General features: G+C 36.7%; 23 protein-coding genes and 1 other RNA gene. 7 read left to right on the forward strand and 17 right to left on the reverse strand.

Features of this window, described 5'->3' with window-relative positions:
• The 5 genes from tatC to F9U64_RS04565 all read right to left on the reverse strand — a co-directional run.
• Window positions 1-608, reverse strand: a 608-nt coding sequence (tatC, locus tag F9U64_RS04545) for a twin-arginine translocase subunit TatC (protein ID WP_228275583.1), incomplete at its 3' end; no start/stop codon positions are given.
• Window positions 609-708: 100 nt separating this feature from the next.
• On the reverse strand, window positions 709-879 hold the full coding sequence (locus F9U64_RS04550; protein WP_153401970.1) for a twin-arginine translocase TatA/TatE family subunit: 171 nt from the start codon (window positions 877-879) through the stop codon (window positions 709-711).
• A 33-nt stretch (window positions 880-912) separates the two neighbouring features.
• Entirely contained in the window at window positions 913-1086 is a 174-nt protein-coding gene (locus F9U64_RS04555; RefSeq protein ID WP_153401823.1) for a twin-arginine translocase TatA/TatE family subunit, read from the reverse strand.
• A 95-nt stretch (window positions 1087-1181) separates the two neighbouring features.
• Complete coding sequence (locus F9U64_RS04560) at window positions 1182-1673, reverse strand: dihydrofolate reductase (protein ID WP_153401824.1); 492 nt, start codon at window positions 1671-1673, stop codon at window positions 1182-1184.
• A gap of 12 nt (window positions 1674-1685) precedes the next feature.
• Window positions 1686-2639 (reverse strand): thymidylate synthase, encoded by a 954-nt coding sequence (locus F9U64_RS04565; protein WP_153401825.1) that lies wholly within the window; start codon window positions 2637-2639, stop codon window positions 1686-1688.
• A gap of 122 nt (window positions 2640-2761) precedes the next feature.
• On the opposite strand from F9U64_RS04565, the gene F9U64_RS23470 reads away from it, so the two are divergent.
• Window positions 2762-3799, forward strand: a complete 1038-nt coding sequence (locus tag F9U64_RS23470; protein ID WP_153401826.1) for a C40 family peptidase — start codon at window positions 2762-2764, stop codon at window positions 3797-3799.
• On the opposite strand, the gene F9U64_RS04575 is transcribed toward F9U64_RS23470, so the two are convergent.
• Window positions 3791-4645 carry a DUF72 domain-containing protein gene (locus tag F9U64_RS04575; protein ID WP_153401827.1) on the reverse strand — a complete coding sequence of 285 codons (855 nt, stop codon included), beginning with the start codon at window positions 4643-4645 and terminating at the stop codon, window positions 3791-3793. The genes F9U64_RS23470 and F9U64_RS04575 overlap by 9 nt on opposite strands.
• 300 nt (window positions 4646-4945) lie before the next feature.
• Between F9U64_RS04575 and F9U64_RS04580 the strand changes: the two genes are divergently transcribed.
• From F9U64_RS04580 to F9U64_RS04590, 3 genes are all read left to right on the forward strand, one after another.
• On the forward strand, window positions 4946-5146 hold the full coding sequence (locus F9U64_RS04580) for a cold-shock protein (RefSeq protein WP_153401828.1): 201 nt from the start codon (window positions 4946-4948) through the stop codon (window positions 5144-5146).
• A gap of 111 nt (window positions 5147-5257) precedes the next feature.
• Window positions 5258-5944 carry a queuosine precursor transporter gene (locus F9U64_RS04585; RefSeq protein WP_153401829.1) on the forward strand — a complete coding sequence of 229 codons (687 nt, stop codon included), beginning with the start codon at window positions 5258-5260 and terminating at the stop codon, window positions 5942-5944.
• Window positions 5937-6332 (forward strand): ribonuclease HI family protein, encoded by a 396-nt coding sequence (locus F9U64_RS04590; RefSeq protein ID WP_153401830.1) that lies wholly within the window; start codon window positions 5937-5939, stop codon window positions 6330-6332. Before F9U64_RS04585 ends, F9U64_RS04590 begins: the two co-directional genes overlap by 8 nt.
• A gap of 3 nt (window positions 6333-6335) precedes the next feature.
• Here F9U64_RS04590 and F9U64_RS04595 read toward each other — a convergent pair whose 3' ends face one another.
• The 9 genes from F9U64_RS04595 to F9U64_RS04635 all read right to left on the reverse strand — a co-directional run bounded on the left by F9U64_RS04595 (window position 6336) and on the right by F9U64_RS04635 (window position 10860).
• The gene (locus F9U64_RS04595) at window positions 6336-6608 is read right to left on the reverse strand and encodes a DUF6123 family protein (protein ID WP_153401831.1); all 273 of its coding nucleotides are present in this window, start codon (window positions 6606-6608) and stop codon (window positions 6336-6338) included.
• A gap of 24 nt (window positions 6609-6632) precedes the next feature.
• Complete coding sequence (locus tag F9U64_RS04600) at window positions 6633-7766, reverse strand: THUMP domain-containing class I SAM-dependent RNA methyltransferase (protein ID WP_153401832.1); 1134 nt, start codon at window positions 7764-7766, stop codon at window positions 6633-6635.
• A gap of 119 nt (window positions 7767-7885) precedes the next feature.
• An RNA gene (gene rnpB / locus F9U64_RS04605) (RNase P RNA component class B) lies at window positions 7886-8275 on the reverse strand.
• An 80-nt stretch (window positions 8276-8355) separates the two neighbouring features.
• The gene (gpsB, locus tag F9U64_RS04610) at window positions 8356-8643 is read right to left on the reverse strand and encodes a cell division regulator GpsB (protein ID WP_153401833.1); all 288 of its coding nucleotides are present in this window, start codon (window positions 8641-8643) and stop codon (window positions 8356-8358) included.
• A gap of 139 nt (window positions 8644-8782) precedes the next feature.
• Window positions 8783-9349: an SLOG family protein gene (locus F9U64_RS04615; protein WP_323125820.1), complete on the reverse strand. Its 567-nt coding sequence runs from the start codon at window positions 9347-9349 to the stop codon at window positions 8783-8785.
• 167 nt (window positions 9350-9516) lie between these two features.
• Window positions 9517-9801, reverse strand: coding sequence for a CotD family spore coat protein (locus F9U64_RS04620; protein WP_228275584.1), 285 nt, complete (start codon window positions 9799-9801; stop codon window positions 9517-9519).
• Window positions 9802-9885: 84 nt separating this feature from the next.
• Window positions 9886-10293, reverse strand: a complete 408-nt coding sequence (locus tag F9U64_RS04625) for a cytidine deaminase (protein ID WP_153401834.1) — start codon at window positions 10291-10293, stop codon at window positions 9886-9888.
• 1 nt (window position 10294) lies between these two features.
• On the reverse strand, window positions 10295-10678 hold the full coding sequence (locus F9U64_RS04630; RefSeq protein ID WP_228275585.1) for a DUF1798 family protein: 384 nt from the start codon (window positions 10676-10678) through the stop codon (window positions 10295-10297).
• 29 nt (window positions 10679-10707) lie between these two features.
• On the reverse strand, window positions 10708-10860 hold the full coding sequence (locus tag F9U64_RS04635; RefSeq protein ID WP_153401835.1) for a hypothetical protein: 153 nt from the start codon (window positions 10858-10860) through the stop codon (window positions 10708-10710).
• Between the two features lie 207 nt (window positions 10861-11067).
• On the opposite strand from F9U64_RS04635, the gene F9U64_RS22600 reads away from it, so the two are divergent.
• The 3 genes from F9U64_RS22600 (at window position 11068) to F9U64_RS04645 (ending at window position 14947) form a co-directional block, all read left to right on the forward strand.
• Entirely contained in the window at window positions 11068-11172 is a 105-nt protein-coding gene (locus F9U64_RS22600) for a spore protein (RefSeq protein WP_194287277.1), read from the forward strand.
• A 315-nt stretch (window positions 11173-11487) separates the two neighbouring features.
• The gene (gene recU / locus F9U64_RS04640) at window positions 11488-12078 is read left to right on the forward strand and encodes a Holliday junction resolvase RecU (RefSeq protein ID WP_153401836.1); all 591 of its coding nucleotides are present in this window, start codon (window positions 11488-11490) and stop codon (window positions 12076-12078) included.
• A 16-nt stretch (window positions 12079-12094) separates the two neighbouring features.
• Entirely contained in the window at window positions 12095-14947 is a 2853-nt protein-coding gene (locus F9U64_RS04645; protein ID WP_153401837.1) for a penicillin-binding protein 1A, read from the forward strand.
• A 22-nt stretch (window positions 14948-14969) separates the two neighbouring features.
• Here F9U64_RS04645 and nth read toward each other — a convergent pair whose 3' ends face one another.
• A complete protein-coding gene (gene nth, locus F9U64_RS04650; protein WP_153401838.1) occupies window positions 14970-15623 on the reverse strand; it encodes an endonuclease III in 654 nt (217 codons plus the stop codon).
• 18 nt (window positions 15624-15641) lie between these two features.
• On the reverse strand, window positions 15642-16313 hold the full coding sequence (locus F9U64_RS04655; RefSeq protein WP_153401839.1) for a DnaD domain-containing protein: 672 nt from the start codon (window positions 16311-16313) through the stop codon (window positions 15642-15644).
• Window positions 16314-16339: the final 26 nt, after the last annotated feature.

A 16339-nucleotide genomic window follows, 5' to 3' on the forward strand; every position in this document is an offset into this window, starting at 1 on the left:
ATGATGATTAGAATAAAATAAGCATACTTTCTTGTCTTATGAAGAAAATGGGGTGTCACTAATCCTAAGCTTGTTAAAAACATAAAAATAACAGGAATTTCAAAAAAGACAGCGAACGGTAACGTTACTCGAAAAATAAACCGGAAGTAGTTTTCAACAGAAAATAATGTCTCAAAAATTCCATCATTTAATGATAAGACGAATGGTAAGATTAATTTAACAAAAATATAATAACCAAATGTTAATCCTGCGATAAATAACAGGAAAACAGCTGGAATATACCATGCAGATACTCGGCGCTCATGACGCGTCAATCCGGGCTTCACAAACAACCATAATTGCAAACATAAAAAAGGCAGAGTTCCTGTAATGGCAACCGTCAATGCAATCGTCAAAATTACCCAGATAATCTCTTCAGGTGAGATTAAATTTAAGGTAATATCAATATCTTTTAAGAAGAAATCACGGATATCATTGACAAAATACAAGCCTAATCCAAAAAAAAGTATAAAAATTACCGCTGTAACAATTAACCGGTTACGCAATTCCGCAAAGTGATCGAGATAACCCATTTCTTTATCATTTTGTAATGATTTATCTTGCTCCATCCTATAATAACCCCTTCACTGTTTAACACTCAAACTGACAAATATACTTTTTAACATAATAAAAAGATGTAAAAGGGCACAGCTTTTACACCTTTCCAATTTATTGTTGATCTTTTTTATCATCGTTTAGTAAATCATTTGTTGCTTTTTTAAACTCACGCATAGAACTTCCAACAGCTTTTCCGATTTCCGGAAGTTTAGATGGTCCAAAAATGATCAATGCCGTGACTAATATTAAAATTAATCCTGGAAAGCCAATACTTGATAGCATCCTTTTCACCTCAATTTACTGCAAGTGTGAGAATTAAGATTTTTTGTCATCTTTCTCGTCACTAGTCAAATCTCGTGCAGATTTTTTGAATTCCCTTAACGTTTCACCAGTAGCTTTCCCGATTTCCGGAAGCTTTTTCGGTCCAAATATAACTAGCGCAATTACTAATATTAAGATTAATCCTGGTATTCCAATTTGGGATAACATATGATTTGCCCACCTTTTTCATTGTATCTGTTGTTATTATCATACTCATCTTACCATGTTTTGTCTAGCTTGTCTTGATCCTGTACAAATTTTGATTATTTTTTTCGGTCATATTGAATAAATGTATGAGGATATTTATTCAACTCATCCACTGTGCCCGCTTTTTCACTTGTGATCTCCCACTCGGATTGATTGAATTCAGGGAAATAGGTATCTCCTCCAAATGATTCATCAATATGCGTCATATAGATTCGATCTGCAATCTCCAGTGTCTGTCTAAAGATATTTTCTCCGCCAATAACGAACCATTCTTTTTCTGGCTGTTCATTGATTATTTTTTGCAATTCTTTGATCGAATGGATGACTTTACAATTGGGATGACTAAAATCCGCATCTCTTGTCAGCACAATGTTTTCCCGCTTAGGTAATGGGCCATTCATCGATTCTAATGTTTTCCTGCCCATAATAATGGTCTGATTTGTAGTCATTTCTCTGAAAAACTTCATATCATTAGGTAAATGCCATGGCATGTCATTATTTTTCCCTATCACCCTGTTCCTGTCCATTGCAAATAATAGTGAAATCATTTGTCTCCTCCTTTACACTGCGATTGGTGCTTTGATTGCTGGATGCGGCTCATAGTTTTCTATTTCAATATCTTCTACATTAACATCAAATATAGAATCAAAATCCTTTAGTTTTAATGCAGGTAAGGCTTTTGGATTCCGTGTTAACTGTGTTTTAACCTGATCAATGTGATTGGCATAAATATGCGCATCACCTATCGTATGAACAAATTCGCCTGGAGCTAAATTACACTCCTTTGCAATTAGACAGGTAAGCAAGGAGTAGCTCGCTATATTAAATGGCACACCTAAAAAAATATCTCCGCTTCGCTGATATAATTGACAACTTAATTTTCCATCGGAGACGTAAAACTGGAACATAGTATGGCACGGTGGCAGAGCCATTGTTGGTACATCTTCCGGATTCCATGCTGTGACGATATGTCTTCTTGAATAAGGATTTTCTTTAATTGAAGTAATAACCTCTTTTAATTGATCAATCGTTTCTCCTTTTGTCGTGTTCCAGGAACGCCATTGCGAACCATAAACAGAGCCTAAATCACCGAATCCCTCAGCAAATTGATTATCTGTCAAAATCTTGTCTGTAAACAATTTCATTTGTTCCTCATATTGTTCTTTAAAATCCGCATCTTTTAACGAACGGTGACCAAAATCAGTCATATCAGGACCTTTGTAATCTTCACTTTCAATCCATTTTTCAAAAGCCCATTCATTCCATATATGATTATTGTTTTCTAATAAATACCGGATATTAGTATCCCCTTTAATAAACCATAATAATTCACTCACGATTAAGCGGAATGGTACTTTCTTTGTTGTTAAAAGAGGAAATCCATCTGCCAAATTAAATCTCATCTGATGACCAAACACGGAAAGTGTACCTGTCTTAGTACGGTCATCCCTATTGTTTCCTTCCTCTAAAACTCGTTTACATAAATCCAAATATGCTTGTTCGCTTTTACTCATTATCTTCAACCTTCCCCCGTATATGTAATATTACAAAACGGTAACAAAATACTGCTACACATCATATTCTAATTATTTAAGCATACATTTTTGTTAAGCATTATTCAAGAGGGGGGCTTAATATGTTATTACATGATCATTTGTCAACAATAGTAAAGCACTCCATTGCATACAGTTTTGCTTTCAGTCAACCATTTTCATTTTATATTGATGAATACCCAGTGATCGATAATGAAGTTTTAGAACAGGCAGATAATCTAAAATACGGAATGCACCATGACTCTGTCCGAATTTTACAAGAAAAATTGCAGAAATTATCCTATTATGACTCATCCATTGATGGAGAATTTGGTATATTGACGGAATATGCACTAAAAAAATTCCAGAAAGATCAGCAATTGAAAATAAGTGGGGAAGCAGCCAGTGATACAAAGCAGAAATTAATCAGAAAGGAAGAAGAAGCCTATGAACAGATTCTTTCAGAACACATAGCGGATGATCAATCAGATAATGCAAAAGCTGTAACCCAATTGCAAGAAGCACTTCATTATTACGGATATTATCAAGCAGCAATTGATGGGATCTATGGTCCGAAAACAGATAACGCCTTTCAATCATTTAAACAAGATAACGGTTTGGAAATTGTTCATATTGAAAATGAAAGAGTAAATAATGTGGCTATTTCTTCTATCCCTACTGTTAGTGTCAAGGATGATAATAAGGAAGTTGAGTCGGATTCTCCCAAAAATGAAGAAAATAATGAACAGAATATTAAAATGATTCCTGTTACTGTAAATAAATTGCCTGGTATAACAGCAGCAGCAAAAACTTTCTTAGGGGTTCCCTATGTTTGGGGCGGCACAACCACATCTGGATTTGATTGCAGCGGTTATATTCAGTATGTATTCAAACAATTTAACATTCATTTGCCAAGAACGGTAAACGAAATGTGGAATGCGACAAAATCTCTGGACCAGCCTGGGGTAGGTGATCTTGTATTCTTTGAAACATATAAGCCTGGCCCGTCTCATGCAGGCATTTACCTTGGAAACGGGCAGTTCATTCATGCCGGTGCTAGCAATGGTGTCGAAATTAGTGCTCTTAGTGAAGATTACTGGTCTGCACGTTATTTGGGTGCAAAACGCGTTGTATCAAAATAGGTCATCAAATAAATTCATTTGTTTTGGGTGAAGATCATTATATTCAATGTTAAGCATGCTGATTAATTGCTTCGCATTATCGTAAGCGTCTCCACCGGAATTGTTGTTGAATAAAATGGTAACTTGTTCTACCTGATTTTGCAGCCAGCGGATATGTCTGACCCATTCTAACAATTCCGAATCGTTGTATCGATACAGAAAACGAACTTCACGCCAATTTTCCTGACCGTGATTATTCCAGCCGTGAACATTTCTTCCATGAAATCTGATTAATGACTGTTTATTATCACTCGTTTCCAGTACTGTCGGTATTGATCCGACTCCTGCTTGCGGTTCATCGCATATGACATGAATCCAATGTTCCGATTTGAGAAATTCCATGGTTTGATTACGATAATCTTCTAACCATGTTCGATTACGGAACTCTAAAGCAACTGGTATGTCCCCAACCCATTCCCGAATCTTTTTTAGTTTGACGATGTTCTGCTGATTCAATTGAAACCATGGGGGAAACTGAAATAATGCCATATTCAGTTTGTTTGCCTGAATAACAGGCTCGATTGACTGTTTAAATTCATCTACCAACGATTTCATTTCTTGATTTGTCAGATTTTTGCGATCATGCCCTGTTATCGTCTGATGTGCTTTCACAACAAAAGAAAAAGCATCTGGTGTTTGTTCTACCCAGTTCTGGTATCTTTGTTGCGGCTGGATCGCATAAAAAGAACTGTCCACTTCCACTGTAGGAAAATGGGAGCTGTATTCGACTAGTTTATTTTTATTTTTGGTCTGAGCTTTCAACGCAGGATGGTCTCCCCATCCAGTTAAACCAATCAATATTGACATAATCTCAAATCCTTATATACATAATCTTTATAAAAAATATCATATTTTCATAGTGTTTCCAAATGTTTAACTGGATATTATGGGATTTCTTGACGGTCACAGCAAAATGAGCTATAGTAAACACAAGCAAATCAGATGTCTGGGATTCATTATTATCGGGTAGCTTCTATAGAAGGAATGGAATGATGATCCTGCACTTCTATAGTTGCTGCCTTTTTTGCTATAGGCAAAAACCCATAATCTTGTTTGTGAAATTTCCACGTATCTATTACGTGAAAGGATTTAGGGAGGAAGAAAAAGATGGAAAATGGTATAGTAAAATGGTTCAACGCAGAAAAAGGGTATGGATTTATCCAGTTGGAAGAAGGTAATGATGTATTTGTTCATTATTCTGCAATCCAACAAGAAGGTTTTAAAACGTTAGAAGAAGGTCAAGAAGTAACTTTTGAAGTTGTCGAAGGTGAAAGAGGCCCACAAGCTGCAAATGTTGAGAAAAAATAATAAATTTACAGGCGATGAACTGCTTCATCGCCTTTTATATTGCTTTTCGTTTACAGGAATAATAGGATTATGATATTTTTTAGTAAGATATTTTGAAGGGATGTAATGATATTGCCAAATGAATTGCTATGGATTCTTTTTGCTATTGTTAATTTTTCGATCCTGATCCTTATGTACCGCTTCTTTGGACGTGCTGGATTATTCGTATGGATCGGGATGGCAACAGTAATTGCAAATATCCAGGTGTTAAAAACTGTAGAGATGTTCGGCTTTATTGCAACATTAGGGAATATAATGTATGGGACGGTATTTCTGGCGACAGATATATTAAATGAAAACCATGGCAGAAAGGATGCAAAAAAGGCAGTCTGGATGGGTTTCTCCACATTACTGGTGATGACTATCCTGATGCAAGTCGCACTTCGCTTTACCCCTCATGAATCTGACGTAATGCAACCAGCCCTTGAAGCGATTTTTGAAGTCATTCCTAATATCGCACTCGGGAGTATGCTAGCATATGTTGTCAGTCAGTATATTGATGTCTGGATTTATGCTAAGCTGAGGAAACGACTGCCTGATACAAAGTTTTTGTGGCTTCGAAACAATGGCAGTACCATGATAAGTCAACTTGTTGACACCTTTATTTTTTGCAGTATTGCATTTTACGGGCTATACTCTATGGATGACTGGTTCGAAGTGTTTTTAACAACCTATTTAATTAAATTTATTGTCTCTGTTATTGATACACCGTTTATCTATTTGGCTAAAAAATGGCAGAAAGGTGATCAGCATGCTTGAGGTTTATACAGACGCAGCAACAAAAGGAAATCCAGGGCCAAGCGGTATTGGTGTGTATATGAAGAAAGGGAAAGAAATGTTTACAATTGCAAAATACATTGGAGAATATTCAAATCATGAAGCTGAATTTATTGCAATAATTGAAGCGCTCGATTATTGCCAAAAAAAATTCCCTGAGGAAATTATCTCTGTACGTTCAGACTCTAAACTTGTCGTCGAAACGTTGGAAAAACAATTTGTGAAAAACAAAGTATTCAAACCATACTATGAACAAATTACTGAAAAAGCTAAGACTTTTCCCTACTTTTTTATAAAGTGGATTCCGGAAAAACAAAACAGCCATGCAGATAAGCTAGCACGTGAAGCTTTATATCAACAGGAAGATTAGGGGTTAGTTGACCTGCTTTTCCTGAAGGAGCTTTCGTGCTTCTTTCATTGTCTTCACATGATTGCTGTGAAACAGCTCTAATAAGCTAATGTAAAAACTTCCATCAAAGCTTAATTGTATTTGTAAAGTGAGGGACAAGGCAATCTTTACTTGCTTAGCAGACGTATTTGTATATTTCATCCCAAAATAAATGAAGCGAACTTCTTCATCTGTTAATTTAAAACCTTTTGACCAAAGGTTTTCCAAGTAGTATGCTACTATCTCACTATTATTCACCGTTATCCCTCATTTAACTTGAATCTATTCACTTCTGCCGAAATACTGGTAATAATCGGTTCGGATAAAACCATTAAATAACTTGCGTTTTTTCGAAGCTTCCTTACCGTACAGTTTTTCAAAATTTTCATTTGATGTGAGAATATAGACACTCCATGTCGGGTATTGTTTTAATGTATTGCCTAGTTTCTGATACATCGCTTCCACCTCTTGACGGTCCCCGATTCGTTCCCCGTAAGGCGGATTGCTGACTATATATCCCCCGCTTGAAGTCGTATGAAAATCATTTGCTTGCATTTGCTTCCATTTGACCAGGTCACCGAGACCAGCTTCCATCGCATTATCTTTTGCAATTTCAATCATCTTATGGCTGATATCGGTACCGTATATGTCTAATGGCTGATCATAATTAGCAAGGTCCTCTGCTTCTTCTAATGCACGTTCATGCACGGACGCCGGAATAAACTCCCATCCTTCAAAAGCAAACTCTCGGTTAAACCCTGGAGCGATATTCTGGCCGATTAATGCGGCTTCAATCGGTATTGTACCAGAACCGCAAAAAATATCATAGAATGTTTGATCAGGGGTCCAGTTCGTTAATTGTACTAACGCTGCCGCTAATGTTTCTTTAAGAGGTGCTTCACCTTGTCCTGTCCGGTAACCGCGTTTATGCAGTCCGCTCCCTGATGAGTCCATCGTTAGTGTCACTTTATCTTTCAAAAGTGCTACCTCTACTCTGTGCAAGGCACCTGTTTCTTTTAGCCATCTAGCCACTCCATGCTTTTGTTTCAGCCTTTCAACAATTGCCTTTTTTGTAATGGACTGACAATCAGGCACACTATATAAAGTAGATTTATGTGACTTTCCTATGACAGGGAATTCCCCATCCTCTGGGATAAATTTCTCCCATGGCAATGCTTTTGTCTTTTCGAAAAGCTCATCATAGGTTGTGGCATCAAATTCACCAATTAACAGTTTCACACGATCTGCAGTCCGCAGCCACAAGTTGGAACGGGCAATTCCCAGTTCGTCAGTTTCATAAATGACTTTCCCATTTTCTACTTTTACCTCTTCATAGCCTAATGCTTTTACCTCATTGGCAACGATTGACTCTAAGCCCATTGCAGCTGTTGCTATCAGAGTAAATTTTTTCTTCATATAATAGTCCCTTCTATGTATTCACATTATTTTTCTCAACATAATTTACTTCATATAATATCAAAACCCCTTTCATAATGAAAAGGGGTTTCTGCTAAGCAATAATTGACCGAATGAATGTTCGTAAGCCATGTTCTGTCCTTTTCGTACTGCATACGGTGGTCAGCCTCGTACCAAAGGTGTAATCATCTGTCTACAAGCAAGAAGCTTGTCCTTCGTTCGGTTCATTATTTCCCTAATAAAAGATGCCCCTACCAATATTTGGGTTGCTCACTCGAGGGGTTTACCGCGTTCCACCTAAACAGTTTCCTGTTTAGCTACGTCACTGTGGCACTTTCAAGATACTCACACCATATCCAATAAAGGACGTAGGTGTTTTCTCTGCCGTTAACCGGAATTGGTTACCTTGACTTATGATTTCGTCAAGCACGAACACTACAAGCATCTCAGCTTGTGTGAGCATGGACTTTCCTCTACACATTGTACATGTGCAGCGATTACTTCTCCATTCATTCTTTGAATAATTTCTCAAGCCTTTACTATTGTAACATGGCATTCAAAATAGTCAATGGAAAGTATTGCAACTAACTTATTCTTCTTCAATCTTTCGTCCAAACACTGCTTTTTCTAAGTTGGACAACCTTTTGAGAATATCATAATTAACTTGATGATTGGACGTTGTTGATCTGAGTCGTGTCTCCGAGTTTTTCTTTAATCGATCATTCTCTTGTCTTAATCTGCTGATTTCCTGTTGAAAATATTCATAATCCTGGATAATGGTGTCTAAATATTCATCCACTTCTTCCTGATTATATCCGCGCATCGACGTTTTAAAGTTTTTTTCAAGAATATCTTTTCCAATTAATTGATTTGCCATTTCCATCCACCTCTTTTAAAGTCCTTGACATTTCATTCTATGTCAACATCTCCATTAAATTATAATATAAGAAGGATTATTTTGTTAATAATAGACCTTCATCCATTTTTTCAAAATAATTTAATCTTGTCAATATTATTTAATGATCGATATCCAATAACTTCAGTTCCGCTTCTTCTTTCACAATTTCTTCTAGATCAAAGGGTGTAATCCAAAAAATTTGATAGTGATCAGACTCTGCTGCATTCTTAGCCTTTTCCAGAAAAAATTTTACACTGCCAGGATACTCCTCATCCCCAATAATCAAACATGCGTCCGTTTTTTGCAGCAGCCAATTGTCTTTATTACTAAATTGATATGGCCCCTTATATGGCTGATTATAGAGTGATTGAGAGAAATCTGCTTCTAACAGTATCTGTTCCAGTTTTTCCTGATAATGTTCCGGCCATCTTGATGAATATTCAAGAAAAGGTGGAAAAATGCCTAATTTAACAGAATATTTTTCTTTCAGTTCACAAACTACTTCAGCAGCCCATAATTCAATTCCTAACTGACCTGTGATAATGATCCATTCCAGTCCATCTTCAATAAATGAAATGATTTTTTTGCGGATGGCTTCTTTTATATAACTAATTCTCTTGTCCTTTTCACTTGAAATATTCAATTCGTTCGGTTTATTTCCTGTAATAGTTAATATTTTTATCAATCAGTATTCGCTCCCATGTGCAGTTTATTACTTAAAATTATAATAGAAGCTCCGGTTTGTTGCTACCAATTATATTGTAAAAACTCAAAATTCTACTGCGTCGCCCTAAACTTCCTTGCAGAAATGTAAACAAAAAGCTGTCATTTTGAAAATGACAGCTTTCAATATTATCTAGGGAAGTTGCCTTGGTTCATCCCCATTTGATTAAACATTGGCGGTACAGGACCACCATTCACATTGATTTGATCTACTGTATATTGATTAGAAGTGGTGTGTGGATAATAATGGACGTTTTTCACTAGATGATGGTTAACACAAGTAGTGTGTGAAGGATGAATATGATTCACTACACTCTCACTACAAGTGTTTACCTCGTTACATTTTGTTGGATAAACCATCGTGTTTGCTGGCATTGTGTTCATCGGCATCATACATGGTCTTCTTCTCATCATTTATCACCTCACTATATTTGATCTATACTAGCGTATGTCACGATAGTGAAGTTTGTCTAAGACATCTACCTACTTTTCCATGATTTAATTCTTATTCTTTTCCATGTCGCTTGCAGCGAATGAAAATGGCAGCAATTCTTCCATCGTAATTGTCTTAATGTCACCTGTTAGATTACTCGTATGGATTAACGTCTCCTTGGTAAAAAATTCGCTTAACACTTGTCTGCATGATCCACAAGGAGGGACAGGTCTTTCTGTATCTGCAACTACTGCTAACTGATCGAAATCATACTCTCCTTCAGATATTGCTTTGAAAATAGCTGTCCGCTCAGCACATATCGTCACAGGGTAAGCTGCATTTTCTATATTACATCCAAGGTAAACTTTCCCTGATTTCATTAAAAGGGCTGCACCTACATTGAATTTAGAATAGGGAGTATATGCTTTTCCATGTGCTTCTTTTGCCAGGCTAATTAATTCCGTTTGCTCCATTCTACTCACCGCCTCTTTTGGTTTGATTCTTTATATCCTGTTTTAACGAGTCCAGAACATATTGGATAGATTGATATAAATCCATATATCTTCTTTTACGAACATCAATATAATAACTGTGCAACAAAAGTATTTTTAAATTGTCTTCGGTTGACTGCAATTGCTGCGGGTGAACTTTTACTTCTCGATTCTGAATAAATTGAAGAGCATTTTTATACCAGTGATCGATTTGTTCGAATACAGGGCTTGTCTGCTCTTTGACGAATTGAAAGAAAACAGGGTCCCGCTTGTTTTCAGGGCGTTCGTTTGTTAAGTAATGATCTTTCAATTTCACCAGAACTTGCTCCAGTTGAATAGTCTGCTCCAATAGTTGCAAAATTGTCACACCTTTTTCTCTTTTTCTCTTTTTTACCTTTATCCAATCTTCTTTAATATTTTAACACTTTCCGTTTTTTTATTATAGCATAACGATGTATGTGCTTCATGATCAATCTGCTTCATCAAATCAATTAATTGGTCAACTTTAACAATCAGCGTATTTGTCTTAATTATTTTTTTCTTTGTCACTTCGTTCACCTCTCATTAAGATAGTAAATGGCGCTTTTTCTAAAGTTAATATTCCATGAGAGTGAAAGATATCCTTTTCATTTGACAAAACTAGTATCAGTATGACAAACCTTCTCTAATTTAGTGAATTTTTTCTCCATAAAGAGGCAAACTATGGTAAGTAAGTTTCTTGTTAAGGAACTGAGTTTTTAATAAGGAGGGACTAAAATGCGTCTGAATAAGAGAGCGAAGGATAACAAAAAGAAAAAGGATACTGCAATTCCAACTCAAAATGATAAAAAATTAAATGGACCGAACCGTCCATCTGTTTAGTCAAGCATCTATCCAGTACCTTTTTTTAAAATCGGCAATGCAGTTCTTGCAATGTCGATTTTTTCTTATACATTAAAAGTATTTATCATAGAATTGGGAATATAGTATATCGCAAAGGATAAAGATGACATATAACGTGATACTGTTTGTCCATATTCCCCCATAAAAATATGACAAAAAACGAATATATAAGTTAGTATCTTGTGACTTTCTAAGCTATCATATTAATTGAACAATTCTACTGCATAGCGTATGATGAAGCTAGCTGTTGCCACATAGTAAACTGGCAAGGTTCTTTCAGTTAGGGGGGAAAATATGCATTATCCGAACGGTAAGAAAGTCTCGGTAAATGCTGCCAAACCATCTGTTTTTAGAGAAACAATCTACAGTAATCGCGGCATGACATTAGAAGAAGATATTAATGAAACAAATGATTTTTACAAAGATTCAAATAAAGCAATTATTCACAAAAAACCAGTACCTGTTCAAATTGTTCAGGTGGATTATCCAAAAAGGAGTGCTGCAGTCATAAAGGAAGCCTATTTTAAACAGGCATCCACCACCGACTATAATGGGATTTATAAAGGGAAGTATATTGATTTTGAAGCGAAAGAAACGAGAAACAAAACTTCTTTTCCTTTAAGTAACATTCATCAGCATCAAATTGACCATATGAAGCAAGTAGTAAGTCATGGGGCGATTTGTTTTCTAATAATACGATTTAGTGTGTTACAGGAAACTTATTATTATCCGGCAGAGAAGCTGTTTATTTATTGGGAAAAACAACTAAATGGAGGAAGAAAATCTATTCCATTAGATGCAGTCAAAAAGGAAGGTTATATAATACCGATTCAATTTCATATAAAAGTAGATTATTTAAGTGTAATTGATAAGTATTGTATATAGAACGGAGGAACATAAAATGGCTGAAAATAGTCAAACAAGAATGGCAAGAAGAAAACAGAATCAAAAACAACCAAAAGACAAGAAAAAAAGCTCGTTATGGAAGCAATTAATAAAAATCATTATTATCGGGATCCTTTGCATTGGCGTGGGAGTAGCAGGATTATTTGGTTTTTATGTGATGACAGCACCTGATTTGGACTCATCACAATTGTCCGCTCCAGCATCGACTAAATTATATGATATAAATGGAGAAATTTTTGCAGACTTGGGAACAGAGAAACGATCCACCGTTGAATACAGCGAGATACCTAAAGTATTAGAGGACGCAATCTTAGCAACTGAGGATGTCCGGTTTAAAAGCCATATGGGGATAGATTTTAAACGGATCGGTGCAGCCATTATTGCTAACTTCCGTGATGGATTCGGTTCCCAGGGTGCCAGTACAATTACACAGCAAGTAGTGAAAGGATCCTTCCTTTCGAATGATAAACAGCTAAGACGAAAAGTGCAGGAACAGTGGCTCGCATTGCAATTAGAACGCAAGTATTCTAAAGAAGAGATCTTTGAAATGTATGTAAATAAAATCTATTATGGTGCTGGAGCCTATGGTGTAGCAACAGCAGCAGAAGTGTATTTCGGCAAAACTGATTTGAATGATCTGACGCTGGCTGAAGCTGCTATACTGGCCGGATTACCGCAGCGTCCATCTGCATATGATCCGTTTGTAAATCCTGATCTTACGAAGGAAAGAATGAATACAGTCCTTAATTTAATGGTACAGCATAACAAGATTAGCGAAGCGGAAGCAGACGAAGTGAGAGATACGGATGTAGCAGCACTTCTTGTAGAGAGCAAAAAACAATATGTGAAATATGAAGGTTTCATTCAGCAAGTAAGAAAAGAAGTGGAACAAAAAACCGGCGCAGATATTTATAAGGACAGCCTGCAAGTTTATACAACCTTAGATCCTGGAGCACAAGAATATACTGAGTTATTATTAAGTGATCAGGAAAATAATCCAATCGATTACAGTGCGGATCCGGATATTCAAGTTGGAATTACCTTGCTTGATACCCAAACAGGAGCAATTCGCGCAATCGGCGGCGGTCGTAATCGTGAAAGTGATGGATGGAACTTTGCGATCGATGGTGATGGACGTCAAGGCGGATCTTCTATGAAACCTATTGTTGCTTATGGACCAGCTATTGAACATTTAAATTGGTCAACCTATCACCAATTAAATGATGATAAACCATTTCCAGTTGCAGGAACTGACGGTGTGATTCGAAACTGGAACCGGGCTTATCAAGGCTGGATGAGCGCTCGCTATGCATTGCAACAATCATTAAATGTTCCAGCAGTAAAAACCCTAGAGGAAGTAGGCTATAGCAATGCAAAAGCATTTTCTGAGGGATTAGGAATAGAATTTGCAAATGATGAGATATCGATCAGGGATGCAATTGGTGGTACAAATACAGGTGTCTTACCATTAGAAATGGCCGGTGCCTATGCGGCATTCGGCAATAAAGGGATTTATCATGAACCTTACTCAGTAACAAAAGTTGAGTATCCAGACGGCCGTACAGAAGAATTAACTTCACAACCTGTGGAAGCTATGGCTGACTATACTGCCTACATGATTACAGACATGCTAAAATCGGTTGTACAGGAAGGTACTGGTACCAATGCCAATATCAACGGTCTCCCGATCGCTGGTAAAACTGGAACAACGAATTTAGAGGACCAAGATGGAAGCCCTGACTCTTGGTTTACCGGATACACAACCAACTACACCATTTCAATCTGGAGCGGATTTAGTAAAGATCGGAAGCCGATTAATAATACTCAGTTGCCGCTTCATATCTTCCGGGAACTCATGCAGCATGTTTCCAGTGGTGTGGAAACAGCTGATTTCCAACAGCCTTCATCAGTAGTAGAAGTGGAAGTGGAAAAAGGGTCAAATCCGGCGAAACGGCCAAGTGAATATACACCTAGCTCAGAAATTGTAACAGAACTATTTGTCAAAGGACATGAACCTAGTAATGTATCAGAAAGATTTGACCAGTTGGATCCAGTAACTAATCTAACTGCAGAATACAATGAAGAAGAAGAGAAAATATTTGTTGAATGGGATTATGAAGAATCAGAGAATATATCTTATGATGTTTCTGTTATACCTGAAGGATCATCTGGTAATGTCACAGAAACAGAAAGTACATCTTTGGAAATTAGTAATATTGAAAAAGGTATATCTTACACGATTGAAGTTACAGCTAAAAACGACAGTTCAACAAGTGAACCAGCATCAGTAAGTGTTGAAATACCTGGTGGAGAGGAAACAAACCTGCCTCCTGTTCAACAATTGCAGCAAACCTTTGATCCAGCTAATCGTTCTTCACTCGTCACTTGGGCATATGATCAGAATGGTCCAATTGAGTTCAATATCAGCTTATCGGAAGCTGGAAATGTGATTGATGAATTCACAACAAATCAAACGTCATTAAATCTGACACAGTTGCAACTTGGAAGAATCTATACAGTTACCGTAACGCCTGTATCCAGAAATGAAGATGGAGAGTCCGGTCCATCCTCTTCTATTCAGATTTCTACCCAAGGACAAGGGAATGAATCAGAAGATCAATCAAACGAGAACGAAAACAATAATAATGAAGACCAGCCAAACGGTAATGGTAACAATAATGATGAGCAACCAAACGGAAACGGAAATAATGGGAATGAGCAACCCGAAGGCAACGGAAACGGAAATGGGAGCAATCAGCAGCAAAATCAGGAAGAACAAGAACAGCAGCAAAACAATACAGATGCTGACTCCCAAACATCCGGAACCAATAATAACGAAGAGGATTAGTTAAATAAAAACAGCATGTCTGCTATGACATGCTGTTTTTCATTCTCTTTTTTCCTTCTCTGCATATATCCAATAAAGGACATATATCACATTGCGGGTTTTTAGCTTTGCAATGGTATCGACCGAAAAAAATTAAACGATGATGGGTATCGCTCCATTCTTCGACTGGAATTTTTCTCATAAGGGTCTTTTCAACTTCCAGAACACTGTCTTTCCATCTGCATATACCTAATCGTTTCGATACTCTTTCCACATGAGTGTCGACCGCAATGGCAGGCTCATTAAAAGCTACAGATGCAACAACATTGGCAGTTTTGCGTCCAACCCCTGCTAAATTTTCTAATTCCGCTTTTGTTTCAGGAACTTTCCCATCATGTTCCTCTAATATGGTTCGACAAAGCTTTTGAATATTTTTTGATTTATTGCGATAAAGCCCGATCGACCTGATATCTTGTTGTAACTCTTCTAAAGAGACACTCACATAATCTTGAGGGGTATGGTATTTTTGAAAAAGATCTTTCGTTACTTTATTTACTAAAGCATCTGTGCACTGAGCAGATAGAACAACTGCAATGAGTAAATCAAAAGCATTGCGATGATTAAGTTCGCATTCTGCATCAGGAAACATTTCGGCAATAGAATCTAACACATGTCTTATTTGCGCTTTTGTTAACAAATTCTCCTCCCCCTTTTTTTATTCATCCAGCCAGTTATAGTACAATTTTTTCCTGTTTGGTTTGTTTTGACTGGGCTTGCTTTCGGTATTCTTGTGTTCATGAAATGATTTGCTCGTTTCTTTTGCTTGTGCTAAGGAGCGTACACCTTTTTTCACCCAATCAATCAATATCCGGTCAATATAATTAAAATTCAGTTTACTCATAAGAACAGCTTCCCTTAATGCAGCATAAATAAGCTCTATCGAATATTTTTCTTCATCAATCCATGAGTTAATCCTTTCAATTTCAAATGGAGACAGAGGTCTGCCAAATTCTTGTTCAAAACGGCGAAACATTTCACCTATCTGGGCTTCTTCTTTATTTTCAATCTTTTCAGGCTCCTTATAGATCTTTTCCCACAAACTTTCTAATGAGTACATCTCTTTTAATTTACCACTCGTCTCATCTTCTTCGATTTGTAAGTAGCCTAACTGTATTAAATTACGTAAATGCCGGGAACATTCTTCTGTTGTTATGGTCATATTTTCAGAAATCTCTTCTGGGGTTGGAAAATGAACACCATTGATCTTGGAAATGTAGATGTGTAATAAGATAACTAGTTGCTGTTCATTCATACCAAGTTTGTGGTACTGGTTTATCAACAGTTTTGATACTGCTATTTGATCTGATACAATTTGACTATAACTCATTTTTCCACCACCTTGTCTAGAAACAT

Origin of the sequence: Gracilibacillus oryzae (assembly GCF_009498735.1) — a bacterium.
Lineage (GTDB): Bacteria > Bacillota > Bacilli > Bacillales > Amphibacillaceae > Gracilibacillus > Gracilibacillus oryzae.

Coding starts and splice junctions, on each gene's coding strand:
- F9U64_RS04550 (WP_153401970.1), bottom strand. CDS start 879: ATGCTATCAAGTATTGGCTTTCCAGGATTAATTTTAATATTAGTCACG.
- F9U64_RS04555 (WP_153401823.1), bottom strand. CDS start 1,086: ATGTTATCCCAAATTGGAATACCAGGATTAATCTTAATATTAGTAATT.
- F9U64_RS04560 (WP_153401824.1), bottom strand. CDS start 1,673: ATGATTTCACTATTATTTGCAATGGACAGGAACAGGGTGATAGGGAAA.
- F9U64_RS04565 (WP_153401825.1), bottom strand. CDS start 2,639: ATGAGTAAAAGCGAACAAGCATATTTGGATTTATGTAAACGAGTTTTA.
- F9U64_RS23470 (WP_153401826.1), top strand. CDS start 2,762: ATGTTATTACATGATCATTTGTCAACAATAGTAAAGCACTCCATTGCA.
- F9U64_RS04575 (WP_153401827.1), bottom strand. CDS start 4,645: ATGTCAATATTGATTGGTTTAACTGGATGGGGAGACCATCCTGCGTTG.
- F9U64_RS04580 (WP_153401828.1), top strand. CDS start 4,946: ATGGAAAATGGTATAGTAAAATGGTTCAACGCAGAAAAAGGGTATGGA.
- F9U64_RS04590 (WP_153401830.1), top strand. CDS start 5,937: ATGCTTGAGGTTTATACAGACGCAGCAACAAAAGGAAATCCAGGGCCA.
- F9U64_RS04600 (WP_153401832.1), bottom strand. CDS start 7,766: ATGAAGAAAAAATTTACTCTGATAGCAACAGCTGCAATGGGCTTAGAG.
- gpsB (WP_153401833.1), bottom strand. CDS start 8,643: ATGGCAAATCAATTAATTGGAAAAGATATTCTTGAAAAAAACTTTAAA.
- F9U64_RS04620 (WP_228275584.1), bottom strand. CDS start 9,801: ATGATGAGAAGAAGACCATGTATGATGCCGATGAACACAATGCCAGCA.
- F9U64_RS04625 (WP_153401834.1), bottom strand. CDS start 10,293: ATGGAGCAAACGGAATTAATTAGCCTGGCAAAAGAAGCACATGGAAAA.
- F9U64_RS22600 (WP_194287277.1), top strand. CDS start 11,068: ATGCGTCTGAATAAGAGAGCGAAGGATAACAAAAAGAAAAAGGATACT.
- recU (WP_153401836.1), top strand. CDS start 11,488: ATGCATTATCCGAACGGTAAGAAAGTCTCGGTAAATGCTGCCAAACCA.
- F9U64_RS04645 (WP_153401837.1), top strand. CDS start 12,095: ATGGCTGAAAATAGTCAAACAAGAATGGCAAGAAGAAAACAGAATCAA.
- F9U64_RS04655 (WP_153401839.1), bottom strand. CDS start 16,313: ATGAGTTATAGTCAAATTGTATCAGATCAAATAGCAGTATCAAAACTG.